Annotated in this window: 18 protein-coding genes; 11 read left to right on the forward strand and 7 right to left on the reverse strand. The window is 64.1% G+C overall.

Annotated features, from left to right (window positions below):
- Nucleotides 1-20 precede the first annotated feature (20 nt).
- Nucleotides 21-1262, reverse strand: a complete 1242-nt coding sequence (locus tag CVM73_RS09820; protein ID WP_100231803.1) for an amidohydrolase family protein — start codon at nt 1260-1262, stop codon at nt 21-23.
- Between the two features lie 178 nt (nt 1263-1440).
- Here CVM73_RS09820 and CVM73_RS09825 point away from each other — a divergent pair, with 178 nt between their 5' ends.
- The gene (locus CVM73_RS09825; RefSeq protein ID WP_167406759.1) at nt 1441-1827 is read left to right on the forward strand and encodes a nuclear transport factor 2-like protein; all 387 of its coding nucleotides are present in this window, start codon (nt 1441-1443) and stop codon (nt 1825-1827) included.
- Here the strand turns inward: CVM73_RS09825 and CVM73_RS09830 are convergent.
- On the reverse strand, nt 1824-2582 hold the full coding sequence (locus tag CVM73_RS09830) for a GntR family transcriptional regulator (protein WP_100231805.1): 759 nt from the start codon (nt 2580-2582) through the stop codon (nt 1824-1826). The two genes, CVM73_RS09825 and CVM73_RS09830, sit on opposite strands and share 4 nt — an antisense overlap.
- 194 nt (nt 2583-2776) lie before the next feature.
- Between CVM73_RS09830 and CVM73_RS09835 the strand changes: the two genes are divergently transcribed.
- From CVM73_RS09835 to CVM73_RS09855, 5 genes are all read left to right on the forward strand, one after another.
- Nucleotides 2777-3634 (forward strand): ABC transporter ATP-binding protein, encoded by an 858-nt coding sequence (locus CVM73_RS09835; RefSeq protein ID WP_245452273.1) that lies wholly within the window; start codon nt 2777-2779, stop codon nt 3632-3634.
- Complete coding sequence (locus CVM73_RS09840) at nt 3634-4410, forward strand: ABC transporter permease (RefSeq protein WP_100231806.1); 777 nt, start codon at nt 3634-3636, stop codon at nt 4408-4410. The genes CVM73_RS09835 and CVM73_RS09840 overlap by 1 nt, the downstream gene beginning before the upstream one ends.
- A gap of 39 nt (nt 4411-4449) precedes the next feature.
- Nucleotides 4450-5475, forward strand: coding sequence for an ABC transporter substrate-binding protein (locus CVM73_RS09845; protein ID WP_100231807.1), 1026 nt, complete (start codon nt 4450-4452; stop codon nt 5473-5475).
- Between the two features lie 16 nt (nt 5476-5491).
- Nucleotides 5492-6925 (forward strand): amidohydrolase family protein, encoded by a 1434-nt coding sequence (locus CVM73_RS09850; RefSeq protein ID WP_100231808.1) that lies wholly within the window; start codon nt 5492-5494, stop codon nt 6923-6925.
- A gap of 136 nt (nt 6926-7061) precedes the next feature.
- Nucleotides 7062-7970 carry an amino acid ABC transporter substrate-binding protein gene (locus CVM73_RS09855; RefSeq protein ID WP_100231809.1) on the forward strand — a complete coding sequence of 303 codons (909 nt, stop codon included), beginning with the start codon at nt 7062-7064 and terminating at the stop codon, nt 7968-7970.
- A gap of 195 nt (nt 7971-8165) precedes the next feature.
- Here CVM73_RS09855 and CVM73_RS09865 read toward each other — a convergent pair whose 3' ends face one another.
- From CVM73_RS09865 to CVM73_RS09875, 3 genes are all read right to left on the reverse strand, one after another.
- Nucleotides 8166-9377, reverse strand: coding sequence for an acyl-CoA dehydrogenase family protein (locus tag CVM73_RS09865; protein WP_100231811.1), 1212 nt, complete (start codon nt 9375-9377; stop codon nt 8166-8168).
- Between the two features lie 29 nt (nt 9378-9406).
- Nucleotides 9407-10525 (reverse strand): glycoside hydrolase family 172 protein, encoded by a 1119-nt coding sequence (locus CVM73_RS09870; RefSeq protein ID WP_100231812.1) that lies wholly within the window; start codon nt 10523-10525, stop codon nt 9407-9409.
- A 102-nt stretch (nt 10526-10627) separates the two neighbouring features.
- Nucleotides 10628-12253: a long-chain fatty acid--CoA ligase gene (locus CVM73_RS09875; RefSeq protein WP_100231813.1), complete on the reverse strand. Its 1626-nt coding sequence runs from the start codon at nt 12251-12253 to the stop codon at nt 10628-10630.
- A gap of 177 nt (nt 12254-12430) precedes the next feature.
- On the opposite strand from CVM73_RS09875, the gene CVM73_RS09880 reads away from it, so the two are divergent.
- The 5 genes from CVM73_RS09880 to CVM73_RS09900 all read left to right on the forward strand — a co-directional run bounded on the left by CVM73_RS09880 (nt 12431) and on the right by CVM73_RS09900 (nt 17077).
- Nucleotides 12431-14284: a flavin-containing monooxygenase gene (locus tag CVM73_RS09880; RefSeq protein WP_100231814.1), complete on the forward strand. Its 1854-nt coding sequence runs from the start codon at nt 12431-12433 to the stop codon at nt 14282-14284.
- Nucleotides 14285-14322: 38 nt separating this feature from the next.
- Nucleotides 14323-15141, forward strand: coding sequence for a lytic murein transglycosylase (locus CVM73_RS09885; RefSeq protein WP_100231815.1), 819 nt, complete (start codon nt 14323-14325; stop codon nt 15139-15141).
- Between the two features lie 224 nt (nt 15142-15365).
- A complete protein-coding gene (locus CVM73_RS09890) occupies nt 15366-15587 on the forward strand; it encodes a hypothetical protein (RefSeq protein WP_027571731.1) in 222 nt (73 codons plus the stop codon).
- A gap of 12 nt (nt 15588-15599) precedes the next feature.
- Nucleotides 15600-16022 carry a hypothetical protein gene (locus CVM73_RS09895; protein WP_100231816.1) on the forward strand — a complete coding sequence of 141 codons (423 nt, stop codon included), beginning with the start codon at nt 15600-15602 and terminating at the stop codon, nt 16020-16022.
- A 542-nt stretch (nt 16023-16564) separates the two neighbouring features.
- Nucleotides 16565-17077, forward strand: a complete 513-nt coding sequence (locus tag CVM73_RS09900; protein ID WP_100231817.1) for a hypothetical protein — start codon at nt 16565-16567, stop codon at nt 17075-17077.
- A gap of 55 nt (nt 17078-17132) precedes the next feature.
- Here CVM73_RS09900 and CVM73_RS09905 read toward each other — a convergent pair whose 3' ends face one another.
- Complete coding sequence (locus tag CVM73_RS09905) at nt 17133-20321, reverse strand: efflux RND transporter permease subunit (protein WP_100231818.1); 3189 nt, start codon at nt 20319-20321, stop codon at nt 17133-17135.
- 165 nt (nt 20322-20486) lie between these two features.
- A complete protein-coding gene (locus CVM73_RS09910) occupies nt 20487-21731 on the reverse strand; it encodes an efflux RND transporter periplasmic adaptor subunit (protein WP_100231819.1) in 1245 nt (414 codons plus the stop codon).
- Nucleotides 21732-21830: the final 99 nt, after the last annotated feature.

Below are 21830 nucleotides of genomic sequence, written 5' to 3' on the forward strand. Positions count from 1 at the left end.
GATATCGGGCGGAATCGCTCTCAGCTCTTCGGACTGAACAGGGTCGGCCGCTGCCGCGCAAATGTCTGCTGGCCGCCCTTGAAGCCCATCAGAACGTCGGGCAGCTCGCCGATGGCGAAGCGGCCGTCCTTGGTATCGAGCACGATGAGATCGGCGGGATTGCCGACCTTGATGCCGTAATCATCGAGGTTCATCAGCCGGGCCGGCAGCTCGGTCACGAGATCGAGGCAGGTGGCGAAATCGCTCACCGAGGCGTGCGCGACATTGGCGTAGAAATTTGCCATCCGAAGCAGCGAGGCGTCGCCGAACGGCGTGAAGGGATTGAGCACGTTGTTGGTCGCGATCGAGCACACGACGCCGTCGCCCGCGAGCTTGTGCGCAAGTGTCAGCCCGCGGGGCGCGTTGCAGGGAGCCTCGCGCCCCATCAGATAGAGATCGGTCGCGGGTAGCACGGTGACGGCAACGCCGGCTTTTGCCAGCTGCGCGGTGGCAGCTTTCATACGCTCCGGCGGCAGTGCGGAGAGCTTTGTCGCATGGCCGATCGCCACGCGTCCCCCATAGTTGCGCCGCTCGGTCTGGCGGCAGACCTCGTCGAGATGCCACCAGGAGGGATCGAGATCGAAATCGAGATGGAGATCGACGTCGATGTCGAACTCCTGCGCGAGATCGAAGATGCGCGCGAGATGGGCGTTCGGGTTGGTGTCCATGTAGGGACAGCCGCCGATGACCTCGCCGCCGTCGCGCAGCGCCTGGATCAGCAGCTCCTCGGCTCCGGGATCGTTGGTCAGGCCTTCCTGCGGGAAGACACAAAGCTCCAGATCAATCGCCCAGGCATAGTCGCGCTGAAGCGCCTTCACCGCCTCGAAGCCGCGCAAGCCGATGCGTGGATCGATCTCGACATGCGTGCGCATGCGCGTCGTGCCGTGCACGACGGCGCGCTCGAGCACTCTTGCGCCGCGCGCGTAGATGTCCTCGATCGTGAAATCCTTCTTCATCCCGGCAACGGCGCGGATCGCTTCCGAGAGGCTGCCGTGATCGTGCCCGCAACGGCCGAGCAGGCAGGCCTTGTCAAGATGGATGTGGGTATCGACGAAGCCGGGCAGGGTGAGATGCCCACCGAGGTCGACCTCGACCGCTTCGTACGCAAGCGTTGGCGCGATCACGGCAACGCGGCCGCGCTTCACGCCGATATCGACGGGTGCGGCGGATGATCGCAACAAGGCGTTGCGAAAGATCAGGTCTAGGGCGCTCTGGGTGGTCATGGCGTGGGATTCAGCTGTGACAGCCTAGCGGAAGCCATGGGAGCAGGCAGCTCCAGATTGTGTGCAGTGTTGGGGCCAGATTGTCTAAAAAATGTGCATGCACTTTGAGGCCTGAATTGTAGAATGGCGGCCTCCGGAAACCACCGTGAAGTCCGCTCCTGCAAAGGCCGAACGCCCGATGACCGACGCCGAGATTGTCGAAGCCTATCTCACCGCTTCGATGATACCCGATCCCGACGCGGCCGCGGCCTATATGAAGCCGGGCACGGTGATCACGTTCACCGGAGGGCGCGAGTTCGATCATCCGCGCGGGCCGACCGGCTTCAATGCGAAGCGCTATCGCTGGGTCAAGAAGAAGATGGACCGCTTCGACGTCTGCCCGGGCGCGGAGGAGACCGTCGTCTACAGCGTCGGCACGCTCTATGGCGAGTGGATGGACGGCGCGCCGTTCGAGGGCAACCGCTATGTCGACCGCTTCGTCGTGAGGGGCGGCCAGATCGTGAAGATGGATGTCTGGAACGACAGCGCCGAGCGGATTCTCGTCCAGCGCGGGATCGAGGCTTAACTTCTACGAGCCACCTTCGGCAGCTTGACGACGCGATCGCTCGCCACCTCGTCGGCGTAGGGCGCGAGGATGTCGAGCAGGTCGCGGCCGCGCTGTGGAGTGGGGGCGACCAACGCGCGATTGGCCACGGAATCCAGGTGATGATGCATCAGTTCCATCACCTTGGCCGCGTCGCCCTTGGCCAGCGCTGAGATGAGGGCGCGATGCTCGTTGATGGCGCATTCGGTGGAATGCGGCCGGCTGTAGAGCGACAGCGTCAGGCAGCAGCGATAGGCGACCTCGCTGACATAGCGCACCAGGATCGGGCTGTTCGTCATGTGGGCGAGCAGGATGTGGAATTCGGTCGCAAGCCGAATCGACACCGCATCCGTGCCGCCGCGGGCGCGATCCTCGGCGTCGACATGGGCGTTCAGCTCGGCGATCTGTGCCTTGGTTAGCTTGCCCGCGAGCTGGCGCACGACAAGCCGTTCGAGCTCGATGCGGATGTCGAAGGCATCGCGCGCCTCCTGCCAGCTCGGCGTCGCCACCACCGCGATCCGGTTGCGGCGGAGTTCGACTAGGCCCTCCGCGGCGAGTTGCCCCAGCGCGTGACGGGCAATGGTGCGGCTGACTCCGAAACGCTCGCCGAGTGCATCCTCGGGCAGTTTTGCGCCAGGCTCCAGCGCCTGCTCGATGATCGCGCGGCGCAGCGCGCGGCAGATCACGCTGACCTTGTCCGACGATTCAGAAGTCTTGCTGCTCGCGCGCGCCGGCATCGGCGAATCCTATTGGACGTGAGATCTCTCTTTAGCATAGGCTCGCGTCAATTCAGCGCTCCAATTGCATGCAGTTTGGCGGTCAGGCTGCACAAATCGAATCCGGCCATTTGGCGCAGGTTTTGGCCAAGTCGTTGATTTCGCGAGGGCCGATCGCTGGCATCCAGCTTGCATGCACTTTGGTCGTGATGCGCATGCAACCCCACGCCCAATTTCGCGGCCAGCCCGTTCCGGAAGGCCAGGCTGCGACCGCCATCGAGCTGTCCGATGCCTCCGTGACCTTCGGGCGCGGCGACCGCGCCGTGCCGGCTCTGTCGAAGACCACGCTGAAAATCGCCGACGGCGAGTTTGTCGCACTGGTCGGCCCATCCGGATGCGGCAAATCGACCATTTTGCGTCTGGTCAGCGGCCTGGTGCAGCCGACCGGTGGCGTCGTCATCGTCGGTGGCCGCGAGGTGGCGGCCCGGGCGATGCGGGTCGGCATGGCCTTCCAGAACCCGACCATGCTGCCGTGGATGACGATCGAGCGCAACATCATGCTGCCGTTGAAGATCGTCGAGCCGTTCCGCTCGAACTTCCGCAGGCTGCGCAAGACCGAATTCCGCGACAAGGCCAATACGCTGCTGGAGCAGGTCGGCCTCAAAGGGTTTGGCAGCCGCTATCCCTGGCAGCTCTCCGGCGGCATGCTCCAGCGCGCCAATCTGTGCCGCGCGCTGATCCACGAGCCGCGCATGCTGCTGCTGGACGAGCCCTTCGGCGCGCTCGACCAGTTCACCCGCGAGGAGCTGTGGGCGATCCTCCAGAATCTCTGGATGACGCACAAGCCGACGGTGCTGCTGGTGACGCACGATCTGCGCGAGGCGGGCTTCCTTGCCAGCCGCATCTGCGTGATGAGCGCACGTCCTGGCCGCATCCTCGACGACAGCCACGTCGTGTTCGCGCGGCCGCGCACGGTCGCGATGACCTTCGAGCCGGATTTCGTCGCGCTGAACCAGAAGCTGCGCGCCTTCATCGAGGATGCGCGCAGCGCGGCTGAGCAGGGGACAGGCTGATGTTCGGGATCGATGTCAGGCAGAAGGCGTGGTCGGCGGGGCTGATCGTGCTGTTCTTCGTTGCCTGGGAGCTGTTCTGCCTGATGACCGGCATGTCGGACCTGGTGTTGCCGCGACCCTCGCAGGTGTTCGTGACGCTGGTCGAGCGTTTCCCGGTGCTGTGGCCGCACATCGTGCAGACGCTCGCCACCACCATGTTCGGCTTCGTGCTCGGCGTTGCGCTCGGCGTCGCTCTTGGCGCGATCATCGGCGTCTCCAAGACGGCTTACGACACCTGCTATCCGCTGCTGATCGGCTTCTCCTCGATCCCCAAGGTGGCGGTAGTGCCGATCTTCGTGCTGTGGTTCGGCTCGGGCACGGTGCCGGCGGTGCTGACCGCGCTGTCGATCTGCTTCTTCCCGATCGTCGTCAATATCGCGACGGGCTTAGCTACCACCGAGCCGGAGCTCGAGGACGTCTTGAAGGCGCTCGGCGCCAGCAAGCTCGACATCCTCTGGAATGTTGGCCTGCCCCGGACGATGCCGTTCTTCTTCGCTTCGCTGAAGGTCGCGATCTCCTACGCCTTCGTCGGTGCGGTGCTGTCGGAGACGGTCGCCTCCAACCGCGGCATCGGCAACGTCATGATGACCGCGTCCTCCAATTTCAACGTGCCGCTGGTGTTCGCCGGCCTGTTCGTGCTCGCCGGCCTTGGCGTCGCACTCTACGTCGTGTTCTCGCTGATCGAGGGCCAGGTCACCGGCTGGGCCACGCGCAAGAACGACGTGATCGCCACCTGATTTCTTGAACCGTCATGCAACGAAGCTGAGGAGGTCTCGATGTTGAGAAAGGTAACTGTCGCTCTGCTGGGATTGGCGCTGTTCGGAGGCGCTGCCGCTGCCGAGGAAACCACGATCAAGTTCACGCTGGGCTGGAAGACCCAGGGCAGCGACGCCGCGTTCTTCTATGCCAAGGACAACGGGTTCTTCAAAGAAGAAGGCCTCAACGTCGTTATCGACCAGGGCGAGGGCTCCGGCGCCACAGTCACGCGTGTCATGTCCGGCGCTTACGACGCCGGCTTCGGCGACGTCAACGCCATCATCCAGAACGCCGCGACCAAGCCGCAGGAGGCGCCGGTCATGGTCTACATGATGTGGAACCAGCCGCCGTTCGCGATCGTCGCCAAGAAGACCAGCGGCATCAACACCATCAAGGATTTTGAGGGGCACACGCTCGGCGGCGCGCAGGGCACGCCGACCACGCGTCTCCTGCCGGTGTTCACGCGCAAGAACGGTCTCGACGGCGAGAAGATCAAGATCTCCAACATGGCGCCAAATCTGCAAGAGCCGATGCTGATCAAGGGCGATATCGATGCGGCCCTGGTCTTCAACATCACCAGCTATTTCAACCTGGTGCTCAACCGCCAGGATCCGGACAAGGACTTCAAATGGTTCTCGTTCGGTGAGTATGGCCTCGATCTCTATTCGAACGGCGTGATGGTCTCCCGCAAGCTGATCGCCTCGAACCCGAAGGCCGTCGCGGGCCTCGTGCGTGCCATCAACAAGGGCGCGGTCGCGGTTGCCAAGGACCAGAACGCCGGCATGAAGGCGGCGCTGAACTACGACAACCTCATCAATGCCGATGTCGAGAAGCGCCGGCTGCAATACTCCTTCGAGAAGCTGATCGTCTCGCCGGAGATGAAGGAGATCGGCATCGGCGACATCAAGGACGACCGCATGACCCGCGCCATCGGCATCGTGGTCGAGGGCTATCAGCTCGTCCGCGCGCCGACGCCGGCAGAGGTGTTCTCGCGCGAATTTCTGCCGCCGCGCGCGGAGCGGGAGCTGGTGTATACTGCCAACTGATTTCGGAGGGACGGTCATGGCCACGGAGATTGCGGCAGCCCGCCTGTTCCGTAGCCCTGACCGCGGCGTCAGCAACAATGTCGTGCTGCGGCACGATGAGGGCGTCATCACCGAGATCGCGGAAGGGGCGGGGCCGGGGCCTCGCGCTTTCGTCATTCCAGCCTTCGTCAACGCCCATGACCATGCCCGCGCCACAGCGTCGTCCTTCGGCGCCGTCGGCATGCCTCTGGAAAGCTGGATTCTGCGGACCGCGCTCGGCACGCCGGTCGATCCCTACCTCGCCGCGGCCTCTGCCTTGGCCCGTTCCGCCAAGGCCGGCTGCGCGGCGATGATGGTCCACTACACCCGCCCGAGCGGGACGATGCCCTTGGTCGACGAGACCAGGGCGATCGCGAAAGCTGCGTCCGACGTCGGCATCCGCATCGCCTTTGCGATGGCTGTGCGAGACCAGAATCCGATCGTCTACGGTGATGCCGAGCCGGTGCTTTCGGGACTTCCCAGGGAGGATCGCAAGACCATCGAGGATCTCTTCGTCCGCGCGCCGATGTCGCCCGGTACCTATGTCGAGCTGACCGACGCCATTGCCGAAGCCATCGCCGGCCCGATGGTCGACGTGCAGCTCGGCCCTGCCGGCGTGCAATGGTGCTCGAAGCCGCTGCTGGAGGCGGTGGCGGAAAACTCGGCGCGGACCGGCCGGCGCATTCACATGCATCTCCTGGAGACCGTGTACCAGCGCGCCTGGGCCGACCAGCACTTTCCGGATATGGTGCGCTGGCTGCGTGACATCGGCTTCCTCTCCGAGCGGCTGACGCTGGCGCACTGCATCCACGCCCGCCCGGACGAGCTCGAGATGATCGCGGCCCCCGGCGCACGCATCGTCACCAATTTCAGCTCGAATTTGCATCTGCGCTCAGGCCTCGCCCCGATCGCAGCCGCGCACAAATGCGGCTGTGCCATCGCGGTTGGCGTCGATGGCCTGGCGCTGGATGAGGACGACGACATCCTGCGCGAGATGCGGCTGGTGCAGATGGTCCATGGCGGCCTGGGCTTCAAGGCAACATGGACGCCGGCCGAGATGTTTGCACTCGCCGTCCGCAACGGGCGCCGCGCCACCGGCGCGCCCGGGAGCGGCGAGCTCGTCGCCGGCAATCCCGCCGACTACGTCGTGATCGATCTCGACCGGCTCGACCGCGACCGGATCATGCCCGTTGATCCCATGGCGTTGCTGTTCGCGCGCGGCAATGCGTCCCTGGTAAAGGAGGTCGTTGTCGCCGGCACGACGATCGCGCGGGACGGGGTTTGCGTGGGCGTCGACCTGCCGTCGATCGAGCGGGAGTTGCGGGCCATGTACCGCGCCAATGTCGGCAAGCTCGAAAGCTTCCAGCTTATGTGGCAGCCCCTGTCGAAACGGCTGGGCGGCTGGTTCGAGCAGCAGTTGACCTGTCAATGAGGCGCCGAACGGCGTCGCGGCAGAATGTATATCAAACAGCGATAGCTGGTAGACGCAGCCTCGTCTGGCGCTTGACTGACCTGTAGGCTATCAGCTCCTCGATAGCTCGACACCAATCCCCTTCGAGGAGCCCCTGATGCGCCTACCCACCATTCTCCTGGCCGTGACATGTCTTGTCGGCGCAGCCTCAGCCGAAGACCTCACGGGCACGCTCCAGAAGATCAAGGAAACCAAGAAGATCACGTTGGGCTATCAGGAGGCCTCGGTCCCATTCAGTTATCTCGACGGCAACCAGAAGCCGGTCGGCTTCGCCATGGATATCTGCCTCAGGATCGTGGACGCGGTGAAGAAGCAGCTCAACATGCCCGACATTTCCGTCGAGACTCTCGCGGTGACGTCCTCGAACCGCATCCCGCTGATGGTCAACTCCACGCTCGACCTGCATTGCTCGGCGACCACCAACAACGCCGATCGCCAGAAGCAGGTCGCCTTCACCAACACGCATTTCCTCAGCGCGACGCGGTTCGCGGCCAAGAAGGCGGCGAAGATCGCCACCATCGCCGATCTCAAGGGCAAGGCGGTCACCGCGGTCGCCGGTTCGGTCAACCTGACGCAGCTCGCCAAGGTCAACACCGAGCGCAATCTCGGCATCAACATCATGCCGGCCAAGGACCAGGCCGAGGCCTTCCTGTTGCTGGAAACCGACCGTGCCCAGGCTTATGCACTCGACGACGTCCAGCTCGCCGTCGCGATCGCACGGTCGAAAGAGCCGCAAGCTTACATGATCAGCGAGGAAACGTTCTCCAAGCCCGAGCCCTACGGCATCATGCTGCGGCGAGAGGATGCGCCATTCAAGGCGCTCGCCGATCGCGCAACGGCGGAGCTTTATGCCAGCCCCGAGATCGAGGTGCTCTACAAGAAGTGGCTGCAATCGCCGACACCGCCGAACGGCCTCAACTACAACGTCCCGATGTCACCGGCCTTGCGCAACGCCTTCAAGAAGCCGAGCTCGAGCGCCGATCCGGACGTGTATGTGGCGAACTGATTGGGCTGCAAGTTACTGCGCCCTCTCCCCTTGTGGGAGAGGGCATCCCCGCTGGTCGACACGCATTCATAGGGGTGAGGGGTCTGTCTCCGCGGATAGAGACCCCTCATCCGGCGCTTCGCGCCACCTTCTCCCACAAGGGGAGAAGGGAAGAACGGGCGTTGCTGTTGTCTCGCGAAACAGACGCCTGCGCAGCTAAGCGTTCGAATACTTCTTCAGCTCGAACCTTGCGATCTGGTTCCGGTGGACCTCGTCCGGCCCGTCGGCAAGACGCAGCAAACGCGCGGTGGCGTAGGCCTGGGTCAGTCCGAAATCGTTCGAGGTCCCGCCGCCGCCATGGGCCTGAATGGCCCAATCGATGATCTGGCAGGCCATGTTGGGCACGGCGACCTTGATCATGGCGATCTCGGCCTTCGCGACCTTGTTGCCGACCGTGTCCATCGCATGGGCGGCATTCAGCGTCAGCAGCCGCGCCTGCTCGATCATGATGCGGGCTTCAGCGATGCGCTCCTGCGTCACCGTCTGCTCCGAGACCGGCTTGCCGAAGGCAACCCGGCTGCGCACGCGGCGGCACATCTTCTCCAGCGTGCGCTCGGCAAGGCCGATCAGGCGCATGCAGTGATGGATGCGGCCGGGCCCGAGGCGGCCCTGCGCGATCTCGAAACCGCGGCCCTCGCCGAGCAGCATGTTCTCCTTGGGCACCCGGACATTGGTGAACACGACTTCGGAAGCGCGGTCGGGCACGCCGTAAAAGCCGAACACGGGCAGGGGACGCTTCACCTCGATGCCGGGCGTGTCCATCGGGACCAGGATCATGGATTGCTGCTTGTGCCGGTCCGGATTGTCCGGGTCGGTCTTGCCCATGAAGATGCAGATCTTGCAGCGCGGGTCGGTCGCGTTGGTCGTGTACCATTTGCGCCCGTTGATGAGGTAATGGTCGCCGTCGCGCACGATCGAGCTTTCGATGTTGGTCGCATCGGATGATGCGACCGCCGGCTCGGTCATGGCGAAGCAGGAGCGGATTTCGCCTGCAAGCAGTGGCTTCAGCCAGCGCTCCTTGTCCTTCTCCGTGCCGTAGCGCTCCAGCACCTCCATGTTGCCGGTGTCGGGCGCCGAGCAGTTGAACACCTCCGGCGCGAGATGCGAGCGGCCCATGACCTCGCAAAGCGGGGCATATTCGAGGTTGGTGAGACCCGCGCCGTGACTGCTCTCGGGCAGAAACAGATTCCAGAGCTCCTCGGCGCGCGCCAGCGGCTTCAGCTCCTCGATGACCGGATAGACCTTCCACGGCCCGAGCTCTTCGGCTTCGCGATAGAAGCGCTCCTCGTTCGGATAGATGTGCCGGTCCATGAAGCTTTCGAGCCTGCGCTTGAGCTCGACGACTTTGGGTGACATCGGGTAGAGCATCTCGGGTCTCCTTGATCGGTGGACGGCAGCTAGCCAATTTCGAGGTAGTCCGGATCAGGCAGCTTGGGGAAAGGCGCGGTCGGCAGCGTCTGGTACCAGAACGCGACGGAGGCGATGTCGTCCTGCAACGGAAGATACTTCGCCTCCTTGACGCCCGGCAGCCAGCCGAGCGCCTGGATCGTCACGCGGAGGTCCGAGCGGAAGCGTATGGGATCCGGGATGTGCCAGCGGTATAGACTGAAGCGTTGCTGCGATTTGTAGACACCATCGGGACGGATCACCTGCGGCAGGCCGGAATACGGCGTGGTGAATTCCTGGTAGCGCGATTGCTGCGCCGGCCCCTGACCCGAATGGGCGACGTAGGGATCGAAATTGTACGCGCCGCAGAAATAGTCCTCGGTGCCGGTGCCGCAGATGGTCGGGAATTCGCCGTCGCCGTCGATGAAGAACTTGATCTCGCCTTCGCCCCACCAGCCGTTGTTGTTGACGCCCCAGGCCATGTAGGTGCCGACGTAATGGCCGGCGCCGGTGATGCCGTCGAGGATGGTGTACACCTCTTTGTAAGGCAGCGGATTGGTACGGCGGAATTGTGCGTGGAAATAGGCGCAATCCTCGGGCACGTCGGTCAGCGCATAATTGATCTGGTAGTAGACCGTGAGCTGCTCCTCGCTGCGGTTCTCCAGCGTGAAGCGCGCGCGCTTGCGGAACGGCATTTCCCAATAGCAGTTGAAGGCGCGGCCGGGATTGACGCAGACCGCGAGTGAGGACACCTGCGCGAACTCCTCCCACCCGCAGGCGAAGAAGTCGCCGGCCGGACATTCGACGCTCGGCTGCTGCTGGTCATCCCAGTAGACGCGCAGGATCGCGTGACGCAGCCGCCCGCGCGCCAGCGTCATCCAGACCTGCTGGATCGCGCCTTGGCCCTGGATGTCGGCGAGCGTGAAGATCGCGCCGGGCTCGATGACGACGTAAGGAGAGACCTTCCAGCCCCGGCCGAGATCGCGGGCCTGATGTGCGGCGGGGCCATCGACGGACATGCCGCCTTTGCCCTTCTCTCCGGTGAAGTTCTCCGGACTGATCGAGCGCGTCAGCGCATTCGACAGGCGCGACAGATTGCCGAGATGCATGCCCAATCCGGAAAACGTCATGATGTCCTCGATCCAAGGTGAGCGAGGCCTCGATATATCGCCCCTCGATCTACCAAAAGATGAAGACCGCGCACGGAATTGTCCGCACGCGATCGGACGTCGTCATGCGACGCGATACTCCTTGAATCTCTCGCGCAGCGCCGACTTCAGCACCTTGCCGGTGCCGGTCATCGGGAATTCCTCGAGGAATTCGACGGCGTCAGGCATCCACCAGCTCGCAATCTTCGGGCGCATGTGCTCGAGCAGGGTCTTGCCGTCCACGGTCGCGCCCTTCTTGCGAACGACGAGGAGGAGGGGGCGCTCCTGCCATTTCTCGTGGCTGATCGCGACCACAGCAGCTTGCAGCACATCGGGATGCGACAAGGCGATGTCCTCGAGCTGGATCGAGGAGATCCACTCGCCGCCGGACTTGATCACGTCCTTGGAGCGGTCGGTCAGCGTGACGTGGCCCTGGCCGTCAATCACGGCCATGTCGCCGGTGATCAGCCAGCCGTCGCGGTCGAGGCCCTCGTCGAGCTTCATGTAGCCGGAGGCGACCCAGGGGCCACGGGCGCGCAGATGACCGACGGTCTTGCCGTCGCGCGGCAGCTCAACGCCGGCGTCGTCGACGATGCGCAAAGCGGTGCCGAAACAGGCGCGGCCCGAGACCTGGCGCCGGTCGAATTTCTCCTTCTCGCTGAGGTGCTCCGAGCCGGGCCGCAAGCCCGGCATCGAGCAGCCCAAGGCCTCGGTCATGCCCCAGGCCTGGATATAGTCGATGCCATACTCGCGCTTGAGCTTCTCGACCATCGCGCGCGGCGGAGCCGAGCCGGACGACAGCGTTGCGCGTAGCGTCGAGAATTTGTTGCCGGTGCGGCCGAGCCAATCGAGCAGGATCAGCCAGAAGCTCGGCACGCCGGCCGAGAGCGTCACCTTCTCGCCTTCGAGCAATTCATAGAGCTTGTCCGGCTCGTAATTGCGGCCGGGCAGCACCAGCTTCGACCCAGTGTAGGGGGCGCTGAACGGCATGTTCCAGCCATTGCCGTGAAACAGCGGCGCCATCGGCATCATCACCTCGCGCACGCCTTCGACATGGCCCGGCAGGAAGTCGAAGCTGCAGCAGGTCATGGTCTGCAGGATCGCGGCGCGGTGCGAGTAGATCACGCCCTTGGGATTGCCCGTCGTTCCCGAAGTGTAGCAGATCGTCGAGGCGGATTTCTCGTCGAACTCCGGCCAGGCAAAGCCGGCGTCGTTCTCCTTCTCCAGAAGCTCCTCGTAACAATGCACGTTCGCAAGTTTCGTCTCGGGCATCCGCTCGCGCGAGGACATCACGACATAGGCCTCGATTGCCTTGAGCTGCGGCGCGATGGCCTCGACGATCGGCAGCGTGGCACGGTCGATGAACAGCAGTCGATCTTCGGCATGGTTGATGATGTAGATGAGCTGCTCGGGAAACAGCCGCGGATTGACGGTGTGCAGGACGTAGCCCATTCCCGGCGCGGCGTAGAACATCTCGAAATGACGATGCGTATTCCAGGCCAGCGTGCCGACGCGGTCGCCGGGATTCATGCCGAGCCGCTTCAACGCCAACGCCATGCGCTTGATGCGTGGATGTGCGTCCGCGTAGGTGTAGCGATGGATGTCACCCTCGATCTCGCGCGCGACGATCTCGGCCTCGCCGTGATAGTCGGCCGCATACTGGATCAAGCCGCTGATCAGAAGCGGCATGTCCATCATCAATCCCTGCATGATCTCCTCCAGTTGCCGCGTCGTTGCGTGGCGTAGGCCTTTGATTTGCGCGGAAGGTTAGCGGAACGTCACGCAGCGTTCACGCAAAAAACAACGAGCGTGATTGCATGCGCCACTTTTTCAGGGCTAACGTGAGGTAAGCTGCCGGTGAAGCAGCGTTCGCGGTGGAGGAGATGGATGTCAGCGGAAAGACACAAGACCGGCACAACCGGCGCATCTATGGTCGATGTTTCCGCTCTCCGTGCCCGCTATCGCGACGAGCGCGATCGTCGTCTGCGCGCCGAGGGCAAGGCGCAGTACGTCGAGGTCACGGGCGAATTCGGCCGCTATCTCGACGATCCCTGGGCCGATCCCGGATTTGCGCGCGCAGCCGTCAGCGAAGCGACCGAAGTGCTCATCGTCGGCGGCGGCTTCGGCGGTCTGTTGTGTGGCGCGCGGTTGCGCGAGGCCGGCATCGAGGATTTTCGTGTCGTGGAAAAGGCCGCAGATTTCGGCGGCACCTGGTACTGGAATCGTTATCCCGGTGCCGCCTGCGATACCGAGAGCTATATCTATCTGCCGCTCCTGGAGGAGACTGGCTACATGCCGGTGCGCAAATACGCCCGGGCGCCGGAGATCTACGAGCACTCGCGCCGCATCGGCCGTCATTTCGGGCTCTACGAGCGCGCGCTGTTTCAGACCGTCATCTCGCGGATGACTTGGCAGGAGCAGGAGGCGCGTTGGCTGGTCGAGACCGATCGGGGCGACCGCATCCGTGCACGCTTCGTCATTCTTGCCGGTGGTCCGCTGAGCCGTCCGAAGCTGCCGGGCATTCCCGGCATCGAGACGTTCAAGGGGCACAGCTTCCACACCAGTCGTTGGGACTACGGCTACACCGGCGGCAATGCGGACGGTGGTCTGACCGGTCTTGCCGACAAGCGCGTCGGCATCATCGGTACCGGCGCGACCGCCGTGCAATGCGTGCCGCATCTCGGTCGTTCGGCGAAGGAGCTCTATGTCTTCCAGCGCACGCCGTCCGCGATCGGCGTTCGCGACGACCGGCCAACGGATCAGGCCTGGGCGCAGAGCCTCAAGCCAGGTTGGCAGCGCGAGCGCATGGACAATTTCACGTCGGTGATTTCAGGCGAGCCGTTCGAGCAGGATCTGGTGCAGGACGGCTGGACCGGCCTGCTCGGCGAGATCCTGCTGGCGCCGCGACGCCAGCCGCAGCCGGTGACCTCATTGGAGGAGGCGCTGAAGGTGATCGAGCAGGCCGACTACCGCAAGATGGAGGAGATCCGCGCCCGCGTCGACGCGGTGGTCAACGACGAGGCGACCGCTTCTGCGCTGAAGCCCTGGTACAAGGCGTTCTGCAAGCGGCCGTGCTTCCACGACGAATATCTCGATACGTTCAATCGTCCCAACGTGCATCTCGTGGATACCGGAGGGCAGGGTGTCGAACGCGTCACCGACAATGCCGTCGTCGTCGACGGCAACGCCTACGAGCTCGATTGCCTGATCTATGCCAGCGGTTTTGAGGTCGGCACCGATTACGCGCGCCGCATGGGATTCGAGGTCCATGGCCGCGACGGCATGAGCCTGTCCGAGCGCTGGCGCGACGGCGTCAAAACGCTGCACGGCTTCTACAGTCGCGGCTTCCCGAATTGCTTCCTGATCGTCACGGTGCAGGCCGGCCAGAGCGCCAACTTCCCGCACATCATCGACGAGCAGTCGCGGCACATCGCCTATGTCATCAAGGAGGCCCGAGAGCGCAAGGCACGCACCCTGGAGCCGACGCTTGCCGCCGAGAACGCCTGGGTCGACGAGGTCGTCAAGGCCGCGCTCGGCCGGCAGACCTATCTCGCCGAATGTACGCCGGGCTACTACAACAACGAAGGCGTGTTCGATCCGATCGCGGCAAGAAACAGCCAATATTGGCGCGGGCCGGTGGCATTCCTGCGGCTGCTCGACAAATGGCGCAAGGAAGACAATCTGGATGGCCTCGAATTGTCCTATCATCAGGCCATGGAGTCGGCGCGTTCCACCGGGTAAGATCGCGCCGCCGAACGGTACAGGACAGGAGGTTGGGTATGATCAGGGGCAGGGCTGTTGCGGGAGCGGTTTTTAGCGCAATGACGCTGCTCGGTTGCCTGGCATCCTCCGCGGAGGCCGCGCAATGCGGCAGCTCGCCGGCCGGCTTCGAGGCCTGGAAGCGCGAGTTCAGCGCGGAGGCGCAGGGCAAGGGCATCGGGCCCACCGCACTGTCGGCGCTGATGCAGGCCAATTACGCCAGCGCCACCATCGCGGCCGACCGCGGCCAGCGCAGCTTTTCGCTGACGCTGGACCAGTTCCTGGCCAAGCGTGGCGCCACCACCATCGTCGCCAAGGGCCGGCAGCTCAAGCAGTCGCAGGCCGCCTTGTTCGCCTCGATCCAGCAGCGCTATGGTGTCCCGCCCGGGCCGCTGATCGCGATCTGGGGCATGGAGACCGGCTTCGGCAGTCAGCGCGGCAACCAGAATATGCTGTCGTCGATCGCGACCCTCGCGTATGATTGTCGCCGTCCCGAATTCTTTACCGACCAGCTCTACGCCGCCTTGAAGCTGATCGACCGCGGCACGCTGTCGGGATCGACTCGCGGCTCCATGCATGGCGAGGTCGGCCAGACCCAGTTCATGCCCAAGAACATTTTGGCCTACGGCACCGGCAATCTCGAAGTTGCTGCGAATGCGCTAAACTCGACGGCGAATTTCCTCAAAGCCCATGGCTGGCGCGCGGGAGCCGGATACCAGCCGGGCGAGCCGAATTTCGCTGCGATCGAGGCTTGGAATGCCGCAGGCGTCTATCAGAAGGCGATCGCGCTGATGGGCCGACAGATCGACGAGGGAGGAGGCGCCGCGGCCTCGCGCTAAAGCATGATCCGGACCCGAAGGGCCGCGTTAGCAAAAAAGGTTTGCAGCGGTCTTCCGAAAAGATCATGCTGAAACAATAGCCTAAAGCGCGATGACGATCTCATCGCGCTAGAGGCTGCTCAGCAAGGCGTGATGCGCCGGCGCGAGAAAGTTGTTGCCATCGGGAACCGACGGCATGAGGTTTGCTTTGATCAAGTTCAGGGCTGGGCATGAGGAGACTCAACATGGCTACCCAGATCGTGATGGACCAGACGGGCGATACGCGCCACGAGTTTGATCCTGGCAATGCCGAAGCGCTGGCGCGAGCCGAACGGCGCTTTCGGGAGCTGACCGGAGCCGGCTTCACCGCGGCTCTTCGAACCGGGCCCGGCGAAGTCACCCGCATCAGATCGTTCGATCCGACCGCGCAGGAAACGTTGTTCTTTCCCCGCCTGGTCGGCGGCTGATCTGAGCTGCCCATGATCGCGGCAGTTTGGCTCCGCGCGCCGGCGCGTGCGCGTCTGCATGCGCTGCGTGAACTCTACCGCCGCTTCTTCGGCGAGAACACGCCGGATGCCCGCGGCCGCCGGCTGCTGGCCGAATGGCTGTCGCCGGCGCAGTGCGCGCAGTTCGAGCAGCACCGGTATTTCGACGTCGTCGGCTGCGACACCGGCAGGACGTATCGCATCCACTACGGCACGGCCGCCAACGTCCACGAGATCGACGATGAGGGCCACGCGACGATGGGGTGGTGCTTCGTCCCGTCAGGCTTCCTGGTGCCGGGCGACGTGATGCTGGCGCAGAAGATCGCGCTCGAGACGGACGAGAGAGGAGCGCTTACGCTCGCCAACCGGTTTCCGCCGGCCACGCATTCCGAGCATTTCTACCGGCGGCCTTTCTAGCGCCGGGAAGGGCAAGGCGGTCAGGAGTGCGTGGTGCGGTAGGCGTCCAGCGCGTGCGCCGCGAAGACGCCGATGCTGCAAAGGGCGAGCAGGGCTGAGATCAGCTCAATCATAGCTCGTCCTCCCCTAGCGGCTGGGCAACGAGGTTCTGGCAGCAGGAAAAGTCGTAGAATAGGTCGAGGATGAACTGCATGGTGGCCGTCCCTGTACTTATTTTGACGACCACTTAACTGGCTATCTGTTTCAGGCGTGTTTCGTCGCACCGGGAAAGGGGTTTCGCGCGGAACCCCGCGCTGGTTTGTGCGCCGCCGGCCCGCCGTATCTCGCTATCGCTCAGGCCATTTAAGTCGTCTCCTCGGGAGCGGCGCATCATATTGCGAGGCAAAATCATGGCGCAGGTCGGTGGTTCGACGATCTCACCGTCGGAATGCGATTCAGATCCCGGGAGTAGGGCACAGGCGCGTTCTATGCGGCCGCCGGAAACGCTTGCGGGCCACCGGCGGTGGTGGTCATCTCAGCCCGGGGAACAACTGGAGGCCGGCATGAGGCGATTCATTCTCGGCGCTGCATGGCTTGCAGGCGCCTTGAGCGTCGTCACCTTGAGTTCAAGGCCCGCGCTTGCGCAACAATCCAAGGTCGGCGACTGGACCATCGAGAAGCGCACGCAGGACACGCATTGCAATGCGAGCCGCGGCTACAAGGACAAGGATGACGAGAACCGCGACTACGTCATCGTGATCACCTATTCCGAGCAGGCGATCGTGATCGTGATGATCTACGACGGTTGGGAATGGGACAAGGTCGGCGAGATCCTCCGGGCCGACGTCGGCACCGATGACGCCGACATCATGAAGAAGGCGAAGTGGGAGGTCATGGACAAGACCACGGTGCGGGGCATCTTCGCATACGATCAGTCGATCATGGACCGCCTCGGGAAGGCCAAGCGCCTCACGCTCGATTTCGAGGACGACGACGATGACAGCATCGAGATGCAGATCCCGCGCGCCGGCGAGGCGCTGGCCGCGCTGAAATTCTGCGAGGAGAATCGGAGGTAATCGATGCGATCCGAACTTCTTGGTCCCCAGGGCGCGTGCCGCGGCGGGACGCTGTTCACTCGGCAAGCCCCTGAACCGGCGCTGCGCTGGTGTCGCTGCCGTGATGCGTCAGCGGCTTCATGCCGGTGACGGTCCGCAGCAGCACATAGAACACCGGCGTCAGGAACAGGCCGAACACGGTGACGCCGATCATGCCGGAGAACACGGCGACGCCCATGGCCCGCCGCATTTCCGAGCCGGCGCCAGTCGAGAGCACCAGCGGCAAGACGCCCATGATGAACGCCATCGACGTCATCAGGATCGGGCGCAGCCGCAGCCGGCTGGCTTCGATCGCCGCCCGGAGCGGCGTGCGGCCTGCGAATTCGAGCTCACGCGCGAATTCGACGATCAGGATCGCGTTCTTGGCGGACAGGCCGACGAGAACGATGAGCCCGATCTGGGTGAAGACGTTGTTGTCGCCCTTGGAGATCCAGACGCCGAACATCGCAGCGAGCAGGCCCATCGGCACGATCATGATGATCGAGAGCGGCAGGGTCAGGCTCTCATAGAGCGCGGCCAACACCAGGAACACCAAGAGGATCGCCAGCGGAAACACCCAGATGCCGGAATTACCGGCGATGAACTCCTGATAGGTCAGGTCGGTCCATTCGAAGGCGAAGCCCGGCGGCAGCACCTCCGCGGCGATCCGCGTCGCCGCCTCCTGCGCCTGGCCCGAGGAGAAGCCGGGCGCCGCCGCCGCGTTGATGTCGGACGACAGGAAGCCGTTGTAGCGGATCGCGCGCTCCGGCCCCGCGCTCTGGCGGATCTTGAGCAAGGCCGATAGCGGCACCATGTCGCCGGAGGACGAGCGCACTTTCAATTGCCTGATGTCGTCGGCGCGGGCGCGGAACGGCGCGTCGGCCTGGACGCGGACGGAATAGGTGCGGCCAAACTTGTTGAAGTCGTTGACGTAGTAGGACCCGAGGTAAATCTGTAGCGTGTTGAACACTTCCGTCACCGGCACGCCCAGCTGGAGCGCCTTGGTGCGATCGATGTCGGCGAACAGCTGGGGCACGTTGACCTGGAAGCTCGAGAACACGCCGGCGATCTCAGGCGCCTTCTGCATCGCCGCCATGAATGCCTTGGTCGCCTCGTTCAGCGCGTCATAGCCGAGGCCGGCACGGTCCTCAATCTGCAGCTTGAAGCCGCCGATGGTGCCGAGGCCGTTCACCGGCGGAGGCGGGAACATGGCGATGAATGCCTCCTGGATGCCGGCATATTTCTTGTTCAGCTCAGCCGCGATGGCGGGACCGCTGAGCGAGGCATCCTTGCGTTCGTCGAACGGCTTCAGCGTCGAGAACACGATGCCGGCGTTGGAGGAGTTGGTGAAGCCGGAGATCGACAGGCCCGGGAAGGCCACCGAGCTCTCGACACCGGGCTGGGTCAGCGCGATGTCGCTCATCTTGCGGATCACCTCTTCGCTGCGGTCGAGCGTTGCGCCGTCGGGCAGGCGAGCGAAGCCGACCAGATATTGCTTGTCCTGACCCGGCACGAATCCGCTCGGCACCTGCTGGAATAGCAGGGCGGTGAGGCCGACCAGCACCACATAGAGGCCCATCACCGCGGCCTTGCCCGAGATCACCTTGGTGACGGTGCCGCTGTAACTCTCCGAGGAGTAGGTGAACGCCCGATTGAAGCGGCGGAAGAACCAACCAAGGCTCTTCTCCATGATGATTGTCAGCTTGTCCTTCGGCTCGTTGTGTCCCTTGAGCAGCAGCGCAGACAGGGCCGGCGATAGCGTCAGCGAGTTGATGGCGGAGATCACCGTTGAAATCGCGATCGTCAGTGCAAACTGCTTGTAGAACTGCCCGGTGAGGCCGGAAATGAAGGCGAGCGGCACGAACACCGCGATCAACACCAGTGCGATCGCGATGATCGGGCCCGAGACCTCGCGCATGGCCTGGTAGGTGGCATCGCGCGGTGACAGCCCGGCCTCGATGTTGCGCTCGACGTTCTCGACCACGACGATGGCGTCGTCGACGACGATGCCGATGGCGAGCACCAGGCCGAACAGGCTGAGCGCGTTGATGGAGAAGCCGAACACGTGCATCACCGCGAACGTGCCGACGATCGACACCGGCACGGCCAGCAGCGGGATGATCGAGGCGCGCCAGGTCTGCAGGAACAGGATCACGACCAGCACCACCAGCGCGATCGCCTCCAGCAGCGTGTGGATCACGGCCTCGATCGAGGAGCGCACGAACTGAGTGGGGTCGTACACGATCTGGTAGGACACGCCCTCCGGCATGTTCTTCTTGATCTCGGCCATGGTGGCGCGGACGTTGTCGGAAATCTGCAGCGCGTTGGAGCCGGGCGCCTGGAAGATCGGGATCGCCACCGCCTGCTTGTTGTCGAGCAGCGAGCGCAGGCCGTATTCAGACGCGCCAAGCTCGATGCGCGCGACATCACGCAAGCGCACCACTTCGCCGCGCGCGCCGGTCTTGACCACGATGTCGCCGAACTGCTCCTCGTTCGCGAGCCGGCCTTCGGCATTGACCGAGAGCTGGAGATCGATGCCTTTGACGTTCGGAGAGGAACCGACCACGCCAGCGGCGGCCTCGACGTTCTGTGCCTGGATCGCCCGCACGATGTCGCTGGCGGTGAGCCCATGCTCGGCGGCTTTCTGCGGGTCGACCCAGACCCGCATCGAATAGTCGCCGGCGCCATAGAGCTGGACGTCGCCGACACCGTCGATCCGCGCCAACCGGTCCTTGACGTTGAGCACGGCATAGTTGCGCAGATACGTCATGTCGTAGCGGCCGTTCGGCGACAACAGATGCACGACCATGGTGAGGTCGGGCGACGATTTCTTGGTGATGATGCCGAGCTGGCGCACCACGGCCGGCAGGCGCGGCTCGGCCTGCTGCACGCGGTTCTGCACCAGCTGCGTCGCCTTGTCGGGGTCGGTGCCGAGCCGGAACGTCACCGTCAGCGTCATGGCGCCGTCGGTGGTTGCCTGGCTCGACATGTAAAGCATGTTCTCGACGCCGTTGATCTGCTCCTCGATTGGAGTAGCCACCGTTTCCGCGATCACCTTGGGATTGGCGCCCGGATAGGTCGCGCGCACCACGACGGAGGGCGGCACGACATCGGGATATTCCGAGATCGGCATCGCGAACAGCGAGATGAGCCCCGCGAGGAAAATCAGAACCGACAGCACGCCGGCAAAGATCGGACGGTCGATGAAGAATTTTGAGAGATTCATGGCTTTGCCCCTGGGCAATATCCTGCGGTTCTCCAGCAACGCTCTCGTCATTCCGGGGCGCGCGCCAAGCGCGCGAACCCGGAATCCAGAGATGAAGTCATCGGAGTTTCGTAACTTCTAGATTCCGGGTTCGCGCTTACGCGCGCCCCGGAATGACTGTGGGCATCAGCGTTGCACCACGTCCTGGTTGCTGTGGTTTGACGCCTGCTGCGGCCCTCGCGCGCCCATCGCCGCCACCTCCGTCTTGAGGAGGGCGCCGGGACGCACGCGCTGCAGGCCGTTGACGACGATGCGGTCGCCGGACTTCAGGCCCGAGGTGACGATGCGCAGCCCATCGACGGCGCCGCCAAGCGTGATCGGCCGATACACCGCGCGGCTGTCGTCACCCACCGCCATCACGAACTTCTTGTCCTGGTCGGTACCGATCGCGCGCTCGTCGATCATCACCAGCGCCTGTTGCTTCGGCTGGCCCATGCGGACGCGGGCGAACTGGCCGGGGATGAGGCGTCCGTCCTCGTTCTGGAATACGGCGCGGACGCGGATGGTGCCGCTCTGGCCGTTGACCTGGTTGTCGATGAGCTGGATGTGGCCGTTCGCCGACAGGCCGCCCGACGTGGTCATCTCGACCGGGATCTGGTCGAGCTTGCCGCGTTGGCCGGAGCTATCTGCGATCGAGTTCAGCGCGCGCAGCACCACCTCTTCATCCGCATCGAACGAGGCATAGATCGGATTGACCGAGACCAGCGAGGTCAGGACCGGGGACGCGGTGCCGGCGGCGACGAGATTGCCGACGGTGACCTCGATCTTGCCGACGCGGCCATCCACGGGCGCGCGCACCTCGGTGTAGTCGAGATTGAGCTTTGCGGTCTGGAGCGTCGCCTCGGCCGCCTTGACGTTGGCGATCGCCTCGCGATTGGCATTGTCGCGCTGGTCGTAGTCACGCCGGGTGACGACGGCGTTGCCGACGAGCTGGGCGCCGCGCTCGAGCTCGCTCTGCGTGAACACGACGCGGGCTTTCGCGGCCTCGAGCTGGGCCGCAGCCTTGTCGACCTCGGCCGCATAAGGGGCGGGATCAATCTTGAACAGCACGTCGCCGGCCTTCACCAGCGCGCCTTCGGTGAAGTTCGCCGACAGGATCGCACCCGCGACGCGCGGGCGGAGCTCGACGCGGTTGATGGCCTCGAGGCGGCCGGAGAAATCGTCCCACAGCACGGTCGGCCGTGGCTCGATCATCGCGACGGTGACGGACACAGCTTGTTCGGCCGCGGCCGCCGGTGCGGTTGCTTGCGCCGCATGAAAATAGCGGCCGGTGGCGATCGAGCCGGCCGTGGCGAGGGCGCCCACGATGGCGACGCCACCCAGAAGGCGGCGGAAACGGCCGGTGCGGGAGGTATTTTGGGAGGGGTGCATTTGCGCGCTCCAGATATGTAGTGTTCACTACAGATGTGGAGCTGGATACCGCAGTGCAAGATACTTATGTACCATTCACTAAGAAAATTGTAGCGGCAT

The sequence above is a fragment of the Bradyrhizobium forestalis genome, assembly GCF_002795245.1.
In the GTDB taxonomy this organism is placed as follows: Bacteria; Pseudomonadota; Alphaproteobacteria; order Rhizobiales; family Xanthobacteraceae; genus Bradyrhizobium; species Bradyrhizobium forestalis.

What these genes read in the sequence shown, in the direction of transcription:
- CVM73_RS09865 (WP_100231811.1), bottom strand. Translation starts at nt 9,377, where the DNA reads ATGCTCTACCCGATGTCACCCAAAGTCGTCGAGCTCAAGCGCAGGCTC.
- CVM73_RS09900 (WP_100231817.1), top strand. Translation starts at nt 16,565, where the DNA reads ATGAGGCGATTCATTCTCGGCGCTGCATGGCTTGCAGGCGCCTTGAGC.
- CVM73_RS09905 (WP_100231818.1), bottom strand. Translation starts at nt 20,321, where the DNA reads ATGAATCTCTCAAAATTCTTCATCGACCGTCCGATCTTTGCCGGCGTG.
- CVM73_RS09910 (WP_100231819.1), bottom strand. Translation starts at nt 21,731, where the DNA reads ATGCACCCCTCCCAAAATACCTCCCGCACCGGCCGTTTCCGCCGCCTT.
- CVM73_RS09880 (WP_100231814.1), top strand. Translation starts at nt 12,431, where the DNA reads ATGTCAGCGGAAAGACACAAGACCGGCACAACCGGCGCATCTATGGTC.
- CVM73_RS09825 (WP_167406759.1), top strand. Translation starts at nt 1,441, where the DNA reads ATGACCGACGCCGAGATTGTCGAAGCCTATCTCACCGCTTCGATGATA.
- CVM73_RS09855 (WP_100231809.1), top strand. Translation starts at nt 7,062, where the DNA reads ATGCGCCTACCCACCATTCTCCTGGCCGTGACATGTCTTGTCGGCGCA.
- CVM73_RS09890 (WP_027571731.1), top strand. Translation starts at nt 15,366, where the DNA reads ATGGCTACCCAGATCGTGATGGACCAGACGGGCGATACGCGCCACGAG.
- CVM73_RS09840 (WP_100231806.1), top strand. Translation starts at nt 3,634, where the DNA reads ATGTTCGGGATCGATGTCAGGCAGAAGGCGTGGTCGGCGGGGCTGATC.
- CVM73_RS09885 (WP_100231815.1), top strand. Translation starts at nt 14,323, where the DNA reads ATGATCAGGGGCAGGGCTGTTGCGGGAGCGGTTTTTAGCGCAATGACG.
- CVM73_RS09820 (WP_100231803.1), bottom strand. Translation starts at nt 1,262, where the DNA reads ATGACCACCCAGAGCGCCCTAGACCTGATCTTTCGCAACGCCTTGTTG.
- CVM73_RS09845 (WP_100231807.1), top strand. Translation starts at nt 4,450, where the DNA reads ATGTTGAGAAAGGTAACTGTCGCTCTGCTGGGATTGGCGCTGTTCGGA.
- CVM73_RS09830 (WP_100231805.1), bottom strand. Translation starts at nt 2,582, where the DNA reads ATGCCGGCGCGCGCGAGCAGCAAGACTTCTGAATCGTCGGACAAGGTC.
- CVM73_RS09835 (WP_245452273.1), top strand. Translation starts at nt 2,777, where the DNA reads ATGCAACCCCACGCCCAATTTCGCGGCCAGCCCGTTCCGGAAGGCCAG.
- CVM73_RS09895 (WP_100231816.1), top strand. Translation starts at nt 15,600, where the DNA reads ATGATCGCGGCAGTTTGGCTCCGCGCGCCGGCGCGTGCGCGTCTGCAT.
- CVM73_RS09875 (WP_100231813.1), bottom strand. Translation starts at nt 12,253, where the DNA reads ATGCAGGGATTGATGATGGACATGCCGCTTCTGATCAGCGGCTTGATC.
- CVM73_RS09870 (WP_100231812.1), bottom strand. Translation starts at nt 10,525, where the DNA reads ATGACGTTTTCCGGATTGGGCATGCATCTCGGCAATCTGTCGCGCCTG.
- CVM73_RS09850 (WP_100231808.1), top strand. Translation starts at nt 5,492, where the DNA reads ATGGCCACGGAGATTGCGGCAGCCCGCCTGTTCCGTAGCCCTGACCGC.